This is a genomic window from Clostridioides sp. ES-S-0049-02, from assembly GCF_020658465.1.
GTDB lineage: Bacteria > Bacillota > Clostridia > Peptostreptococcales > Peptostreptococcaceae > Clostridioides.
The window spans coordinates 1,107,883-1,125,595 of sequence record NZ_JACVWG010000001.1 but is presented as its reverse complement, the minus strand read 5'-3'; the positions used below and the strand labels follow the sequence as shown (position 1 = coordinate 1,125,595).

16 protein-coding genes and 2 other annotated features are annotated in these 17,713 nt (G+C 26.9%); all 16 genes read left to right on the top strand.

Annotated features, from left to right (window positions below; translation table 11 throughout):
- The first annotated feature begins 91 nt into the window (after positions 1-91).
- The 16 genes from IC213_RS05050 (at position 92) to IC213_RS04975 (ending at position 17,479) form a co-directional block, all read left to right on the top strand.
- Positions 92-424: a helix-turn-helix domain-containing protein gene (locus IC213_RS05050; RefSeq protein WP_227862854.1), complete on the top strand. Its 333-nt coding sequence runs from the start codon at positions 92-94 to the stop codon at positions 422-424.
- Positions 399-596: a GyrI-like domain-containing protein gene (locus IC213_RS05045; protein WP_227862809.1), complete on the top strand. Its 198-nt coding sequence runs from the start codon at positions 399-401 to the stop codon at positions 594-596. The genes IC213_RS05050 and IC213_RS05045 overlap by 26 nt, the downstream gene beginning before the upstream one ends.
- Positions 597-1,126: 530 nt before the next feature.
- Positions 1,127-2,434 (top strand): hypothetical protein, encoded by a 1,308-nt coding sequence (locus tag IC213_RS05040; protein ID WP_227862808.1) that lies wholly within the window; start codon positions 1,127-1,129, stop codon positions 2,432-2,434.
- Positions 2,435-2,520: 86 nt separating this feature from the next.
- Positions 2,521-2,781 (top strand) — a binding site (T-box leader).
- 132 nt (positions 2,782-2,913) lie between these two features.
- Positions 2,914-3,717 carry an amino acid ABC transporter substrate-binding protein gene (locus IC213_RS05035; protein WP_227435931.1) on the top strand — a complete coding sequence of 268 codons (804 nt, stop codon included), beginning with the start codon at positions 2,914-2,916 and terminating at the stop codon, positions 3,715-3,717.
- 37 nt (positions 3,718-3,754) lie between these two features.
- Complete coding sequence (locus IC213_RS05030; RefSeq protein ID WP_227435933.1) at positions 3,755-4,366, top strand: amino acid ABC transporter permease; 612 nt, start codon at positions 3,755-3,757, stop codon at positions 4,364-4,366.
- A 32-nt stretch (positions 4,367-4,398) separates the two neighbouring features.
- Positions 4,399-5,070 carry an amino acid ABC transporter ATP-binding protein gene (locus IC213_RS05025; protein WP_227435935.1) on the top strand — a complete coding sequence of 224 codons (672 nt, stop codon included), beginning with the start codon at positions 4,399-4,401 and terminating at the stop codon, positions 5,068-5,070.
- Positions 5,071-5,528: 458 nt separating this feature from the next.
- A complete protein-coding gene (locus IC213_RS05020; RefSeq protein WP_227435937.1) occupies positions 5,529-5,891 on the top strand; it encodes an arsenate reductase family protein in 363 nt (120 codons plus the stop codon).
- 824 nt (positions 5,892-6,715) lie between these two features.
- Positions 6,716-7,417, top strand: a complete 702-nt coding sequence (locus tag IC213_RS05015; RefSeq protein ID WP_227862807.1) for a DUF4253 domain-containing protein — start codon at positions 6,716-6,718, stop codon at positions 7,415-7,417.
- Positions 7,418-7,781: 364 nt separating this feature from the next.
- Entirely contained in the window at positions 7,782-8,600 is an 819-nt protein-coding gene (gene larE / locus IC213_RS05010; RefSeq protein ID WP_227435940.1) for an ATP-dependent sacrificial sulfur transferase LarE, read from the top strand.
- Between the two features lie 53 nt (positions 8,601-8,653).
- Positions 8,654-9,802, top strand: coding sequence for a THUMP domain-containing class I SAM-dependent RNA methyltransferase (locus IC213_RS05005; protein WP_227862806.1), 1,149 nt, complete (start codon positions 8,654-8,656; stop codon positions 9,800-9,802).
- A 147-nt stretch (positions 9,803-9,949) separates the two neighbouring features.
- The gene (locus IC213_RS05000; RefSeq protein ID WP_227435946.1) at positions 9,950-11,329 is read left to right on the top strand and encodes a hypothetical protein; all 1,380 of its coding nucleotides are present in this window, start codon (positions 9,950-9,952) and stop codon (positions 11,327-11,329) included.
- 28 nt (positions 11,330-11,357) lie between these two features.
- Positions 11,358-12,056, top strand: coding sequence for a cell wall metabolism DNA-binding response regulator WalR (walR, locus tag IC213_RS04995; protein ID WP_227435949.1), 699 nt, complete (start codon positions 11,358-11,360; stop codon positions 12,054-12,056).
- A 2-nt stretch (positions 12,057-12,058) separates the two neighbouring features.
- Positions 12,059-13,492: a cell wall metabolism sensor histidine kinase WalK gene (gene walK / locus IC213_RS04990; protein ID WP_227435951.1), complete on the top strand. Its 1,434-nt coding sequence runs from the start codon at positions 12,059-12,061 to the stop codon at positions 13,490-13,492.
- Between the two features lie 21 nt (positions 13,493-13,513).
- Positions 13,514-14,254 (top strand): tRNA pseudouridine(38-40) synthase TruA, encoded by a 741-nt coding sequence (truA, locus tag IC213_RS04985; protein ID WP_227483137.1) that lies wholly within the window; start codon positions 13,514-13,516, stop codon positions 14,252-14,254.
- A 105-nt stretch (positions 14,255-14,359) separates the two neighbouring features.
- Positions 14,360-14,567 (top strand) — a binding site (T-box leader).
- A gap of 262 nt (positions 14,568-14,829) precedes the next feature.
- The gene (locus IC213_RS04980; RefSeq protein WP_227435954.1) at positions 14,830-16,029 is read left to right on the top strand and encodes an argininosuccinate synthase; all 1,200 of its coding nucleotides are present in this window, start codon (positions 14,830-14,832) and stop codon (positions 16,027-16,029) included.
- Positions 16,030-16,426: 397 nt separating this feature from the next.
- Positions 16,427-17,479: a BtrH N-terminal domain-containing protein gene (locus tag IC213_RS04975; protein WP_227435957.1), complete on the top strand. Its 1,053-nt coding sequence runs from the start codon at positions 16,427-16,429 to the stop codon at positions 17,477-17,479.
- Positions 17,480-17,713 lie beyond the last annotated feature (234 nt).

Here is a 17,713-nt window from a genome sequence, read left to right as displayed (position 1 = left end):
GATATATTATCCAAATTTTACGGGTTGCCATCATTATTAGTGATTAATTTTTTTTGACAATAGCAAGAAATGTGAAAATAGCTAAGACAGAATTAGGTACAATCATACTAGAAGGTTACTAATTTTTACAGATAAGTCAATTATGGAAATTTCACTATTTGCTGGATATGAAACACAACAATCATTTACAATTGGATTTAAGGCTATGTTTAAATGTAGCCCACAATCATTTAGAAAAAAAGGAGATTTTCATCCTGTACAATTAAAGTTTACTGTTGATGGAAAAGAAACTTTGAGAGGTGATAGAATAATGGAAGTTAAAATGGTTGAAAATGACAAAATTCTTTTAGTAGGCTATAAAGGAAATACACGACTAGGTTTTTCTGTTATAGGTGAATGTGCAAAATATAGTTTTTACCTTTAAAGCAAAGGGAGAAGATAGCTTACAACCTGTTGTAGATTATGCTTATAAAGAATGGTTACCTCAGTCAACATGCCAGTTAAATGAAAATGCTAAATATGATTTTGCGAGATATGGAGAATTAGTTGATAAGGATGGTAAAAGTTTGATTGAATTTTGGGTTCCAATTTTATGAGTGCCATAATATTTTGAATATATAGACTAAATAAACGTAGTAAAAATCGTTGTAATGAGTAAAAGCTTTATATGTTAAAAGAAAATATACATAATCTAATGGTAGTTTTGAAATAACAAATTAAAGCTACCATTTTTATTTTGAAAAATCATTTAATGAAATAGATTCAGTTTATTAAATATATTATTTATAAGATTATAATAATATATTGTTAAAGAAAATATTTAATAAATTAAATGTTTTCTTTGACAATGTACATATATGAATGATAATATCTAAATGAATAAAAGCTATGGTAATAAAATGATTTCTTAAAATCTATTTTAGGTATTATTAATAAATAAAAAATTATAAAATACATAATGTCTCTAACAAACGATGATACTAGAATGATACTGTTTTTATAAGAAATTATAAAATACATAATTAATAAAAATAATATATTGAATTATATAATAGATTGGGTTTTACTAAATAAAAAAGAAATGAAATCCCCATGTTATTATACAAAAGCAAAGGTGGGAATAAAAATGAAAGAAATTGATGATTCTATAACATCAGAATATTTAAGCTATGGTATCAATGAAGATATTAGTATCTATGAAGGTAGATTTTGTATATATTTAGATAAGAAATATAGATGTAATGGAAAAATTTATTATAAAATGACACCTCCAATATCCATAAGTTTTAAAGCAGATATAGGTTGCATTGAAGATATAGAAAATGAAGATGAGAACTTAGTTTTGGACTATGATAATGCTATTCTTGAAGTCTATGGTTATAAGATTATTTCTATAACAATAAACACTCTAAGTGATTTTGTGATAGAAGGATATATCAATGATGATTGTATAAAATCTAAAAACTCTTATGTTGAACATGTAGATTTTAATATAATAAACTTAGATAAAATACCTGGAAAACTTATAAAATACAATGATAAGGTATATGCAGGTAGAATTGAATTTGATATAAATGATTATGTTGTTACTATAGATAAACGGTATGATTATAGAAAAGAATTGAAGTCAGATTTAAAGTCTAAATCTGGTGCAATAATAACTCATATAGGTAGGATTAGAAGAAAAGATGGTAGAATTTTTAGAACTAATAATACAATAAATCTTTTAGATAGAGTAGCAACAGCCTTGAGTTTTATGTGTGGCAGATATGTTGGATTTTGTTTGGCAAAAGGATATAGAAATGGTAATGAAGTTTATAGAATTTGGAATGAAAATCAAATAACACCTTTTAGATATGTACCAACATGGTCAGATACGCTGTCGAATTATCATAATATAGAAAAATATATAAGTCTCATGTGCAAAAAATTAGAAGATTTTTATTATGGTTCTGCGATAAAGAGTGTCGTTGATTGGTATATAGAGTCTCTTGGAAGTGTGACTATGGAAAATAATATAATATCTGTACAGATTGCACTTGAAACTTTGTCATATGTAGTGCTGGTAGAGCAAAATAAGGTGCTTACAGATGAAACTTTTGACCATAATTTGGCATCTAAAAATATCAGACTTCTACTTGATATATGTAAGATACCATATGGTAAATATGAGTTAGACATATTTGATAGCATGATAAAAAAGAAGTTTGATGATGGAATAGATTTAGTTATTTATTTAAGAAATAGTATAGTTCATCCAAGTAGAAAAGCTCATAGAGCTACATTAGAAGTTGAAGACATTTGGAATATCATTTCAATAGGAACAAGATATATTGAGCTTGTTTTGCTTTTTATTTTGGGATATAAAGGAGAGTATTCTAATAGATTGGTAGAACGATGCTATGGTGAGGTAGAAGTTGTACCTTGGAATTAGATTTTTATATTTATTTTAAAATATATATTGACAGATATTGCCTTATGATATAAAATCAATATCATAAATAAGAATTCAAAACAACATTAAATGCGATGAAAAGAAATAGTAAAAGTAGGTAATCTTAAACAGAGAGTTTCCGATTGGTGAGAGGAGCAATAGATTTTACTTTGAACACATCTTTGAGCAGGACTCTGAAAGAGTAAAAATACTTTACTAGGAGTTTCCCGGTATCCTTGCATCCGTTATAGTGCTAGAGTATAATTTTTATTGTACTTAAAGAGGTTAGTGTCGTGAGGCATTAATGAACAGAGGTGGAACCACGAGATTTAACTCCCGTCCTCTAGCAATAGCTAGAGACGGGAGTTTTTTAATATAATTTTTTAAGCGCGCAGAGAATTATATTGCAATAGATACATTTTTTCTGAAATAATCAAAATATTTAAAATTTAAAAATTTAAAAGACGAGGGAGAATATTATGAAAAATATATTAAAAAAATTAGGATTATTTACAATTATGTTAGGTTTAGTAAGTGGAATGGCAGGTTGCTCAAAATCAGATAATGAAAAGGATAAAGATGCTTCAAATGCATCAAAAAAAGAGGTAATTGTAGGATTTGATAATACATTTGTACCAATGGGATTTTTAGATGAAAAAGGAGAAACAGTGGGATTTGATGTTGATTTAGCAAAAGAGACATTTAAGAGACTTGGAATGGAAGTTAAATTTCAACCAATAGATTGGTCAATGAAAGAAACAGAGTTAAATGATTCAAAAACTGTAGATGTATTATGGAATGGATATTCTATAACAGATGAGAGAAAGAAAATAGTATCATATACAGAACCTTATTTACAAAATAAACAAATAATAGTTACTTTAAGTGATTCAAAAGTAAATACAAAAGCTGATTTAAAAGATAAAGAAGTTGGAACTCAACAAGGTTCAACAGCTCTTGATGCAGTAGAAAAAGATAAAGATTTTATGAATAGCTTAAAGGGTGGAGCACCAGTTCTTTATGATACTTACGATAAAGCACTTAGAGACTTAGAGATAGGTAGAACTAGCGCAGTTGTTGGTGATGAAGTTTTAATTAGATACTATATGGGACAAAAAGGTGAAGATAAATATAAAGTATTAAAAGAAGATTTTGGATTAGAAGATTATGTTGTAGCAACATCTAAGGAAAATCCAGAACTTTGTAAAAAAATAAATGAAACATTAAAAGAAATGAAAAAAGATGGAGCTTTTGACAAAATTTATGATAAGTGGTTTAAATAAGAGATAAGTTAGCTGTTAAGAAGGGGGCACTAAAGGCATGTTACAAGGTTTAGAAATAGTTATAGCAATGTTTTGTATAACATTAATAGTATCAATTCCATTGGGGATTGGAGTTGCATTTTTAAGATTATCAAAAAATAAATTAATAAGTGGTATTACACAATGTTATATATTAATAATGAGAGGAACACCTTTACTTTTACAAATGATAGTCATATTCTATGGTTTACCTCTTATAGGAATTGTATTTGACAGGTTCACAGCTGGAATAGTAGCTTTCTTCTTAAATTATGCAGCATACTTTGCAGAAATATTTAGAGGTGGAATACAATCAATAGATAGAGGTCAATATGAAGCTTCAAAAGTACTAGGGTTTGACAAATTTACGATGTACAAGAGAATAATATTTCCACAAGTTTTTAAAAGAATACTAGCACCTATTTCAAATGAAGTAATTACATTAGTAAAAGATACATCTTTAGTATATATATTAGGATTAAATGATATTTTAAGAATATCTCAAATAGCAATGAATAGAGAAGCAAGTTTGTTACCACTATTTGAGGCAGGAGCAATATATCTTATATTTGTAGCTATACTTACTAAGGGATTTGAATTACTTGAAAAAAAATATTCTTATTACAGATAAAGCTACAATAATTATAGGAGGAGGTTTTTTATATGTTGAAAATCAGGAATTTAAATAAATCATTTAAAAAAAATAAAGTGCTTAAAGATATTTCTTTTGAACTAGAAGAAGGTCAGATTGGAGTTTTGCTTGGCAAATCTGGTGCAGGGAAGACCACAATATTAAGATGTATAAATGGTCTTGAAGAATTTGATAGTGGAGAAATTATAATAGATAATGAAATAATAAAAAGTAAGAAAGACATGGCAAAAATACGTGGTAAAATAGGTATGGTTTTTCAAAACTTTAATCTATTTCCTCATATGACTGTCCTTGAAAATATAATTGAATCTCCAGTTAATGTTTTTAAAGTCCCTAGAGAGGAAGCTGAAAATAGAGCTAAAGAACTTTTGAGACTAGTTGATTTGGAAGAAAAATTGAACTCATATCCATTTGAGTTGTCAGGAGGACAGCAACAAAGAGTTGCAATAGCTAGGTCTTGTGCATTAATGCCAAAAGTTCTTTGTTTTGATGAGCCTACTTCTGCACTTGATATTGATACTATTCAAAAAGTAGTAAATATAATGAATAGGCTTAAAGATAAAGGCATGACTATACTGATAATTACACATGATGTTGTATTTTCAAATAGTGTTGCTGATAAGATTATAAGTATAAAAGATGGTATAGTTGAGGATATTCAAATAAAAGAAAAAATTGTTTAAATTTTTAAAAACGGAATTTATATTGAAATTTTATAAAAAAATAAGGATTGTTTGTCTGACTTTTACAATGAAAAATATAAATTTTGATATATTAGAGCAGTTAAAATTTAATTTAACCGTGTAGTAAAAAAGTCGTGATATCAAACTGTCACGGCTTTTACATGTATAAAAATTCAAAAAATGTATAATGTAAGATTAAAATTATAGAAATGCCATACTTCACACCAAAGTAGCTAAAGAAAAAGTATGAGAAGGAAGAATTTATCATCAACAGTAGCAATTATAAATTTAATGAAAGCAAATATGGAGATTTTAATATAACTAAGACTGTATCTATTGATGCTAGAAAATTTGAACTGTTCTATCGTATTTATAATAAAACTTGATTATAATATACATATTATGGGTATAAAAATGTAAATATAGAGATAAAAAATTAGAAAGGAAGTTTTACTATAATGATTAAATTATATGGATATACAAAATGTTCTACAGTTAAAAAAGCAAAAAAATGGCTTAAAGAAAATAATTTGGAATTTGAGGATATAGATATGGTTCAAAATCCACCAACTAAAAATGAATTAGAATTAATTTATAATATTAGTGGATATGATATAAAAAAGTTTTTTAATACAAGTGGAATGAAATATAGAGAATTAGGTCTTAAAGATGTAGTAAAGACTGAGTCAGATGATAAACTGCTAGAAATATTAGTAAGTGATGGTATGCTTATTAAAAGACCACTACTATTTGATGGTAAAAATGTACTATTAGGGTTTAAAGAAGATGTATGGAAAGATATTTTATTAAAGGAAGAATAGAAATCAATGGGTGTATTAGTTAAAATTTTTAATTGGTACACCTATAAATTTATGTATTAAATTTACTTTTGTTATACATAAATAATAAGAAATACACGTGAATATACAACTCTAATAAATTTTACAGGTATATTATTCTACTATTTTCTCAATGCAGTTAAAATTTATACATAGTAATTACTGTTAATTACAAGTTAGAAAAGTACATTTCTAGTCTCTATGTAAGTGTTTTTAGTATTGGGATTAAAAGCACATCAATAGAATTATTAGCTATTAGATAGTAGAATCTTGTACTTTCTGAGTTTAATATATTAAATAAATACATATCTTTTCACATAAAAGTACTATTAAATCTAAATCTTGATTTTAATCTATTAATTCTTGCAAACATGCATGTGATTTATTAGAATTTATACTATACATAAAGTCTAATATTATTTATTATTTTGGGGATATTTGTTACTATTAAAAAAATTCACATTGACCTTGTCTCAAATAAATTTAATGTGAATAAATATACCCTTTCTTATACAAATTATATCATTTATTTTATTTAAAATAACATAATATTACAACGAATTATTACAAAATTACTTATTATTAACCATGAACATTTGTTTTGTGATATTATATTTATATGAGGATATTGTCATAAAAACGTTATATTTATACAAAAAATTAAATGAAAATTTATTTAATATGAATGTTTTTTATAAATTATACCTCTACTTATAGTTTTACAAATAATAATAGTATTTAAAAATTTGACAACAAAAAAAGAAAACTTTCAAAAGAATTAAATCTAAAAAGAATAGGAGATAAATATGGGTATTGAAGATTTATATGGTTTTGAATGTGTTCCTGTGAACAATGAGATTGATATTGACAATTTATTGGAGACAATGATAGAAGATGGAAAAGAAAAAGGATATACACCAATTATAATTATCGATGAAAAGGTAGGATTGCTAAAAGAAAACATTGATATTGTCAATAAAGAGCATGGTTCTCTTGAGAACTACAAAGAGCATTGTCTGAAAAAATATAATGAAATTGATGTAAATGAATTTTTCAAGTGTAGGAAGAGTGAAATTTCAGAGGTGGTAAAGGAACTCATAGAGTCAGAAGATATTTTTTGTGATTATAAAAGTTTTAACCCAATTACAAATATAGATATATTTCAAGAAAATAACAAAGTTTACATAGCTAAAGTTCCAACAACTAAACCTTATGAAGTATTTGCATATATACCAATTGGTGGATTTAACGATTGTCCTAGTGATGAAGAGCATATAGCAGTTGCAAAATATTGGTACGAAAACTATGGAGCATACCCAATAGCAATTGGATGTGACACAGTCCAATATTTTTCAAAAAATATACCTAGTGACAATAAAATGTTCAATAACCTATGCATAGAGTTAATCTTGTACTGTGAAGATATTATTGTACAAGGATATGAGACATTAAGAGCTCTAAAAGAGGTAATACAAGATTCTACCATATGGCTTTTTTGGTGGGATTGATATAGGGCTCTGTAAACTATAAGTATTAAGTTTTTAAAACATTTTTAATGATAGTATCTTTTTGTAATTTACAATTATATCGATAAGAAGAGTAATTATATGAGAATAAAATCGTGAACTTAGCCATGAAGATAGGCTATTTAGGCTTCATGGCTTTTAAGTATATTACTGTATTACACTGTCTTGTTTTTATATAGTGTAATACAGCAATATACTTAAATTGTAAAGATATAAATAAAAGTACTTTAATATTATAATTAATATATTTAAAAGTCATTCTAATTTTTTAAATATATACTTTATATGTTATAATCATTAAGTATGTAAAAAATAAGAATAGTTTTAGAGTTCATATTTTATTGATATGGAGGTAGATTTAGTGAAGGAAAGAGAAAAGTTAGAAAAATTAAGAGAAAAATTGATTGGATTAGAAAGTGTGGCAGTTGCTTATTCAGGTGGAGTTGACAGTAATTTCTTACTTAAAGTAGCAAGAGATACATTAGGAGATAATGTTATAGCTGTAACTATTCATGCAATGATGCACTCAAATAGAGAAATAGAAGAAGCAAAACAATATACTAAAAATTTTGGAGTTAAACATATTATATTAAAAATAGAAGATTTTGATTTAAAGGAATTCAAAGAAAATGGTGTTGAAAGATGTTATTATTGTAAAAAATATATATTTACTAAAATAAAAGAGGTCGCAAAGGAACATAATATAAAGTACATAGTAGATGGAACCAATGTAGATGATTTAGGAGACTATAGACCAGGTCTTAAAGCACTAAATGAACTAGAAGTAATTAGTCCATTGAAAGAAAGTGGATTAAAGAAAAATGAAATTAGGTTACTTTCAAGAGATATGAAGTTAGAAACTTTTAACAAACCATCATTTGCATGTCTGGCAAGCAGAATTCCTTATGGTGTTGAAATTACAGATGAAAAGCTTAGGATAATAGAAAAAAGTGAAGAATATTTATCTGATTTGGGCTTTTCTCAATTTAGAGTAAGAATGCATGGAGATATAGCTAGAATAGAAGTTAATCAGGAAGAATTAGGTAAATTTTTTGAAAATAACAATTTTAGTAAAGTTGACACTAAATTAAAAAAATTTGGCTTTAAATATGTTACACTAGATATGTCAGGATATCAAATGGGAAGTATGAATTTAAACATGTAAATAGGTTAAAAAATAAATAATCGTTGTAATTAATATAGGAAACAGGAGGTTTTATGAAAAACTATACATTAATATCGCCATGTTTTTTTGGAATGGAAAAAATGTTGGCTAGAGAAATTACTAATTTGGGATATGAAATAATAAAAACAGAAGATGGAAGAATAACATATAAGACTGATGAATTTGGGATAGCAAAATCAAACATGTGGTTAAGATGTGCAGAAAGAGTACATCTTAAGATTGCTGAGTTTGAAGCAAAAAGCTTTGATGAATTATTTGAAAATACAAAAAGGATAAATTGGTCTAAATATATACCTTATGGAGCTCAATTTCCTATTTCAAAAGTTTCTTCTATAAAATCAAAATTATACAGTACACCAGATGTACAAGCTATAGTAAAAAAAGCTATTGTAGAAAGCTTGAAGAAAAGTTATTTAGAGGATGGTTTGCTTAAAGAAGATAAAGAAAAATACCCTATATTTGTATTTATACACAAAGATAAAGTAACTCTTTCAATAGACACAACAGGAGATGCTTTACATAAAAGAGGATATAGAGAAAAAGCAAATAAAGCTCCAATAAGAGAAACTTTAGCTTCTGGACTTATCTACTTAACTCCTTGGAAAGCAGGTAGGACTTTAGTAGACCCTATGTGTGGTTCTGGTACTATATTAATTGAAGCAGCTATGATAGGTATAAATATGGCACCTGGATTAAATAGAGAATTTATATCAGAAAAATGGAGAACGCTTGATAAAAAGATTTGGTGGGATGTAAGAAAAGATGCTTTTAATAAAATAGACAATGAATCTAAATTTAAAATTTATGGATATGATATAGATGCAGAATGTATAGATATAGCTCGAGAAAATGCGGAAATAGCAGGTGTAGATGAATATATAGAATTCAATGTAGGAGATGCAACTGAGTTTGAGAGTGAAGAAGAATTTGGATTTATAGTTACCAATCCTCCTTATGGAGAACGATTGGAAGATAAGGATAGTGTTAAACAATTATATAAAGAGCTTGGTTATACATTTAGAAAGTTAAAAAATTGGTCATATTATCTGATAACTTCCTATGAAGAATTTGAATATGAATTTGGACAAAAAGCAGCTAAAAAGAGAAAATTATATAATGGTATGCTAAAAACTAACTTTTTCCAATATCCAGGGCCTAAACCTCCTAGAAATAATAATTAGATTTTATATTTATCATAAGTTTTATCAAAATATAAAGTTTTGTTAAAAGAAGTAAAACCTTATGAGGATTTGAAACGTCTAACTATTGTGAGGAGATTTTTGCGAGAAAAAAGAAAAATTTAAGATTGTAGGATTAGGAGGGGTTAAATGAAGTTATTAAAGCTTATTATTGTATCAGGCTTAATGATGTTATTTGTTACTGGATGTAATGTTAAAACTGAATCTCCAGAACAATTGGCAAAGATACCTAACTATGATGATACAAAAAAAGTATTGTACGATGGTATAGATCAGCTACTAAAACCAGACTCATCTATGATATTGCCTTCTAATACAAAAGAGGTAGGAAAAATAAATAAGGTAGATTTAAATAGTGATGGAGTTGATGAATTAGTAGTATTTGAGCAAAAAGAAGATTTAAGTAATAATGTTAATAAAGTAGGTTTTGTAACTTTAAGTTACAATGGTGAAAAATATGTACTAGGAGACCATTATTTAGAAAATGGAGAATCAATAGAATATGCTAATTTCTATGATTTGGATTCAGATGGATATAAGGAAGTTATTTTACTTGTTAAATCCAAAGATAAAACTAATATGCATATATACAAAGTAAGGGATAATGAAATCACAAAAGTATACGATTTAGATGCTTCTTGGATTCAAAATAAAGAAGATTTTAACGATATGAAGGTAAAGATTGGTTATATAGATGGAGATGACAAGATAGATATATTAATGCTTCATTTGAATAATAAAACTAATGAGATGTTTGCAACTGTTGCAAATTTTGATGGAACTATGAAGGTTAAGGATTATGTCAAATTTGAAAATGTAAAAAATCTAAATGAGTTATATATAACTCTAGGTAATGTTGCTTCATCTGTTGGAAATTCAGCTGCATCCATCAAAGGTGTTGTACTAGATATTCCCATGTTAAAAGAAAATAATTATATCACACAGATATTATATATGAAAAATGATAAAATTCAAAAAGTGTTTAGTGATTATGATAAAACTATTACTAAACCTTATTACATACCTGTTGATGATGTTGATAAAGATAAAATTATAGAGATACCTATAGTTGCTGGAGGGAATAGAAATACTTATACCTCTAAAGCATCTGCTAATATAAGTTGGTACAGATGGAATGGGAAAGAAGATTCTAATTCAAAATTAATATTTATAAGCCAGATATACTATAATTATAAATACAATTTTAGATTATTTATGCAAAATAATTTAGTAGATAAAATAATTGTTGAACAAGAATTTGTTGGGGAAAAAGCTGTATTTAAATTTTACTATTTTGATTATTCAGAACGTAAGAATTTATTTAATATAATAGTAGAGAGTAAAAATAAACTTGAAGATAGAAAAAGTGCAAATACACAAAATTCTATTGTACTTCAAGAAAGCGATGAATATACTTTTTTACTAACTATAAATGATGCAAATGAAATGGATAAGTTAGATATTACGATAGACGCATTAAAAGAGTATTTCTCATTAATATATGGTTAATATTACACTCAATTGGAGGTTTTATTTTATGAAGGAAAAAATACTTATACTAGAAGATGAAATTGGAATTAGAAGTTTTGTCAGTATAAACTTAAAAAGAGAAGGCTATGAAATAGTTGAAGCAGGTACTGGTAGAGAAGCTATAGAAAAAATGACAACAGAAAGTGATATTACAATAGCTCTTTTAGATGTAATGCTTCCAGATATAAGTGGGATAGAGGTTTGTAAGTTTATAAGGGAAAATTTTGATCAAGTTGGGATAATAATGCTTACTGCAAAAGCTCAAGAAGATGATAAAATAGAAGGATTTATTTCAGGAGCAGATGATTACATCATAAAACCATTTAGTATAAAGGAACTTTTAGTTAGGGTTTCTGCTCTTATCAGAAGAGTTGCAAAAGATGATTCAAATGTTAAGTCAAGTGAGATAGTCTCGCCACCATTTATACTTGATATAGATAAAAGAAAATTATTTAAGAATGGTAAAGAGATTGAACTTACTCCAACAGAATTTTCAATAGTAAAATATTTGATATCAAATGCTAAACAATCATTAAGTAGAGATCAGATATTAGATGAGGTATGGGGAACTAATTATTTGTATGATTTTAAAATAGTAGATGTAAATATAAGAAGGATAAGAAATAAAATAGAAGATGACCCATCAAAACCAAAATATATACAAACTATTTGGGGTTATGGATACTGTTTTAGAAAGGAAGAATAATAGTGTTACATTTTGAAGGTCTGAGAAAAAAAGTAATAAAAAACTATTTTATAATAATTATTATAATGGTAACTCTGTTTGAAGGGCTATTCATGTTTTATATACAAAACTATTACTATGATTCTGTTAAACAGTTACTTGAATCTGAAATAAAATACGCTGATGAATATAATGCTATTACAATGGAAACTACAAGCTTTGAGAAAAAAGTTAAAAATATTTTTGATAAACAGCCATTAACAAAGAATTCAGAATTTGGGATTTCGATAATAGATAAGAATAAAAATGTTATATTGGACCAATATGGATTTAAAAGTAAAGAAAAAGCAAATTATGAAGATGTAGATAATGCATTAAGAGATGTAAAGACTAAAAACTTAACACCATATACTTATAAAATACCAGATACAGGAGAGCATGTCATGAGCATCTCCTTACCACTCAAAGTAAATAATATTATAGAAGGTGTTGTTAGATATACTGTTTCATTAGATGGAATTGATAACGCCATATTAAAGCAAGCTACATGGCTTATATTGGCGGGAATATTTATACTTATTATAGCTATATTAATAAGTCTCAAATTTGCTGAGACTCTTATAAAACCATTGAGAGAGCTAAAGAAGTTTGCAAACGAATTAGCTGTAGGAAACTACAATATAAAATTGGAAAATATGAAGATTGTAGATGATGAAATTGGTGATTTAGCACAGACATTTGAACATATGGCACATGAAATTGATAAGAGTGAAAAATTGAAAGAAGAATTTATATCTTCGGTATCTCATGAGTTGAGAACCCCTCTTACATCTATAAAGGGATGGAGTGAAACATTAGGATATGAAAGTATAACTAGAGAAGAGTTAGATTTAGGTCTAGGTATTATACAAGATGAGACAGAAAGACTTATAAAGTTGGTAGAAGAATTATTGGATTTCTCAAGGCTTTCTTCTGATAGGATAAAGCTTCATATTGATATAGTTGATGTTGAAGGATTAGTTGTTGGGGTTGTAAATCAGTTGAAAGTTAAAGCAGCTGAAAAAGATATATCACTTTTATTTGAATTTGAAAATGAATTCATAGAAAATATCCAAGGAGATAAAAATAGACTAAGACAAGTTCTTATAAATTTAATACAAAATTCATTTAAATTCACTAGTCAGGGTGGTTACATAAAAGTTGTAGCTTCTCAGGATGAAGATATAACAACTATATCAGTTGAAGATAATGGTTCAGGTATAGAAAAGCAAAATTTAAATAAAGTTTTAGATAAATTTTTCCAAGAGGATTACAACAAGGCTGGCAGTGGATTAGGTCTTGCAATTAGTAATGAAATTGTAAAACTTCATGGTGGAGTAATGAAAATAGAAAGTGAAAAGAATGTTGGAACAAAAATAACTTTTAATATAAAAAATAAATTTGCTAAACAGGCATAAATTCTTAGAAAGAGGATTAAGATGAGAAATATAAAAATGATAGTAGCATATGATGGTTCAAGATACAAAGGTTATCAAAAATTAGGCGATAATGACATGACTATACAAGAAAAGCTTGAGTCTGTCTTAAGTAAAATGGCCAATGAAACTATTGAGATAATTGGTTCTGGGAGAACTGATATGGGAGCACATGCAAGAGGTCAAGTTATAAACTTTAAAACAAATTGTATGGATTCAGTAGATAAAATTCAAAAATATCTATATGAATATTTGCCAGAGGATATAGTTGTAAAAACTGTTGAGGAAGTTGATGAAAGATTTCATTCAAGATACAATGTAAAATCAAAAACTTATTTATATAAGATTGATAATAATAAATATCACAGTCCTTTTATGAGAAAGTATGCTGCACACATAAGTAAAAAATTAGATTTAGATAGAATGAGAAAAGCAAGTGAGTATTTAATAGGAGAACATGATTTTACTAGCTTTGCTTCTTCTAAGTCTAAGAAAAAATCTAATGTAAGAGAAATTTACTCAATAAATATAAAAGAAAATGATGATATTGTAGAAATATATATAGAGGGAAATGGATTTTTATATAATATGGTAAGAATAATAGTAGGAGCATTAATAGATGTTGGCCTTAAAAGAAAAGCACCACAAGATGTTAAGCATATGCTTGAGTCGAAAGACAGAAGTAAGTCATCAGACACCGCACCAGCTAAAGGACTATGCCTTTGGAAAGTAAAATATGAGTAAGCTTAAAGAGAAAATATTTTAAAAAGAAAATAAATTATATAGTTGACATAAATGGAAAAATAAACTATTATATATTCTATAAGAGATGTCTAAAAAATTTGATATTTAAATCCGATGAAAAAGAGAGTAACTTTTATGTATTTTATAGAGAGCTGAGGATGGTGGAAGCTTAGCAAATAAGTATTAGTGAAAAGAACTTTGGAGGATGCTAATTGAATTTAGTATGTTAGTAGGTAATCTCGCCTTAAGAGAAAGAGTGGATAAGTTTATCTTATCAATTAGAGTGGTAACGCGGATATATTTCGTCTCTTGGTTTTTCCAAGAGGCGTTTTTTAATATATTTATTTACTAATATGTATTTAGTAGTTATACATTTACTGATTGATTAGCTAAGTTTATCAATAAGAGTGGTACCGCGGATATTTCGCCTCTTAGTATTTAAAAATACTGAGGGGTTTTTTTAGTATTAAAATGATTTTATAAGAATCTATATTTTTAAAGTCATTAAATATTAAGAGTTTGTATTAAAAAATAAAAAATATAAAATTATAATTTAAAATTGGGAGGAATTAACAATGAAGGAAAAAGTAGTATTAGCATATTCAGGAGGACTTGATACATCAATTATAATACCTTGGTTAAAGGAAAATTATGAAGATATAGAAGTTATAGCTGTTTGTGGAAATGTAGGTCAAGAAGATAAAATGGAAGATGTTTATGAAAAAGCTTTACAAAGTGGAGCATCAAAAGCCTATGTAGATGATATAAGTGAAGAGTTTGTGACGGAAACTATATTTAAAGCTGTAAAAGCAGAAGCAAAATATGAAGGAAAATACTTATTAGGAACTTCTTTAGCAAGACCTATAATAGCTAAAAAATTAGTTGAAGTTGCTCATAAAGAAGGAGCAAAATATATATGCCATGGATGTACAGGAAAAGGTAATGACCAAGTTAGATTTGAAGCTACAATTGCAGCCCTTGACCCAACTATAAAAGTTATAGCTCCTTGGAGAATATGGGATATAAAATCAAGAGAAGATGCTATAGATTATGCTGAGAAACACAACATAAAAGTAACAGCAACTAAAGCTAAAATATATTCAGTAGATGCTAACCTTTGGCATGTATCAACAGAAGGTGGAGACATAGAACATTTACAAAATGAACATAAAAAGGATGTATATAAACAATGTGTAGACCCTGAGGATGCATGTGATGTAGCTGAATATGTAGAGGTTTATTTTGAAAAAGGTGAGCCTAAAAAGATAAATGGTGAAGAATTATCTCCAGTGGCATTAATTCATAAATTAAATGAGTTAGGTTGTAAGCATGGAATTGGAGTTATAGATATAGTTGAGAATAGACTTGTTGGTATGAAATCAAGAGGTATATATGAAACTCCAGGAGGAACAATTCTTTATGAAGCACACAATATTTTAGAAAGTGCTACTTTAGATAAAGACACACTACACTTTAAGCAAATGATATCTTACAAATATGGAGAGCTTATTTATAATGGATTATGGTACTGTAAATTAAGAGAATCTATAGATGCATTTATGGAACAAACTCAAGATAATGTTACAGGGACAGTAAAAGTTAAACTTTACAAAGGTAATATAAAACCTGCTGGAATATTTACTGAAAATGCACTTTATGATGAAGGAATATCTTCTTTTGGAGATAGTGAACTTTATGACCATAAAGATGCAGAAGGATTTATTAATTTATTTACTTTACCACTAAAAATTAGAGCTATGAAGGCTGGGAAATAATAGAATATAGTAAATTAAAATTATTAGAGTATATAAGAAACGTTTTTTAGTTTTTTATATACTCTTTTTTATATAAAATTATTATATTATTTGTAATAATTTATTTGATTACAATACAAGAAATTTTAAAACTTATTTTTCTCAAGATTTTCTACTTATTTACAAGCATTAAAAGTCTAATTTTATTATAAGTTACACAATATGAATACTTATTTTTGAATTTTGCCATTGACTCTCACATTATAGGAGGGTTTATACTAGGTTTAATTAAAAATATACATGAAAAAGCTACTAATCGTAGAAGGCAATAACCATATCATTTGAAATTATAAAGATATAATTTATGAAAACACTATTAATTCCATAATGAAATTATTTATAAATGGAGGTAAATTAAATGAGGAAAATAATTGAAATAAAGCACCATTTACATGATTATGAATGTATGTGGAATGGTATAGAAGATATATATATGAATAAAATGGGTGAATCTCTGCCAAATGATTTTTTCTTTTTATTATCAGGTTTTGGCTCGTTTTGTTATCTAAAAACAAATAAAAAAGAATTAAAGAGAATGGTTGCTTTGGGGGATGGAAGAACCAAAAAAATGTATGAATTTTTAGCACCTATTGTTGGTTTTGAATATAAACACTATGAGTTTAAAAAGTATGAACAAGCTTTAAAAAAAGCAAAATCAGAAATTGATTCTGGTTATCCAGTTGTTTTAGGAGCCTTAGATATGTATTATCTGCCATATTATGAAAAATTATATCATAAAGAGCATATTCCTTTTCATTATGTGCTTATGGTAGGGTATGATGATATAGAAGAAAGAATATATTTATATGATTGTGGGATAACTGATTTAATCTCTATTTCTTATGATGAACTATGTGAATGTATGAATTGTAGTTATCCTGGATTAAGCAAAGCGAATACAATTTGTACAGTTAGAATGAATAGTTCAAAGAATAAATATCAGATTGCTCAAGAAGCACTCGCTATAAAGCGTGATATGTTTTTAAATCCACCTACAGGGTTTTTAGGATATAAAGGTTTTGAAAAGTTTATCAAAGAATTGTCACAATGGAAACATGAACTGGAAAAAGATGACTATGATAGGATTTTAGCTAATATGGTTATGTTTTTTGGAACAGTACCAACTATTCCAAATGCAATCAAAGGAATTGAAGAACCAGATAGTGTCGAATTTAAAGGTGGTTTTGATAAAATGAGCAAGATGCTTAAATCTATTGGAACTGAATACAAAAATGACTGTTGGGTAGAAGTAGCAGAGATTTTTGAAGAAAGCGCAATTATAATTGAAAAAATATCTAATATAATAATAGATTATTTATTGAATAAGGTTGATGAAACTGAAAAACTTCCTTTACTATTTTCCGAAATTTTGAAACAAATGAAATCTGGATACTTAATGTTAGGTATATGAATATAGAACAAGATTTCTTTTTAATAATGTTAGGAAAAAGTATATTAACTAGATAATCAAAATTTAAATATGAAATGAGTTCAAAAAATCAAATTATATATTTATAAAGTGTTGACTCTAACACCACGTTATATTGTAATATGAAAACATAGTTTGAAAATATTAATAAATACTGATAGATATATAAATATTTATTAATATTCGTAGCTGTAAAATAAAATTTTGAGGTGAGGC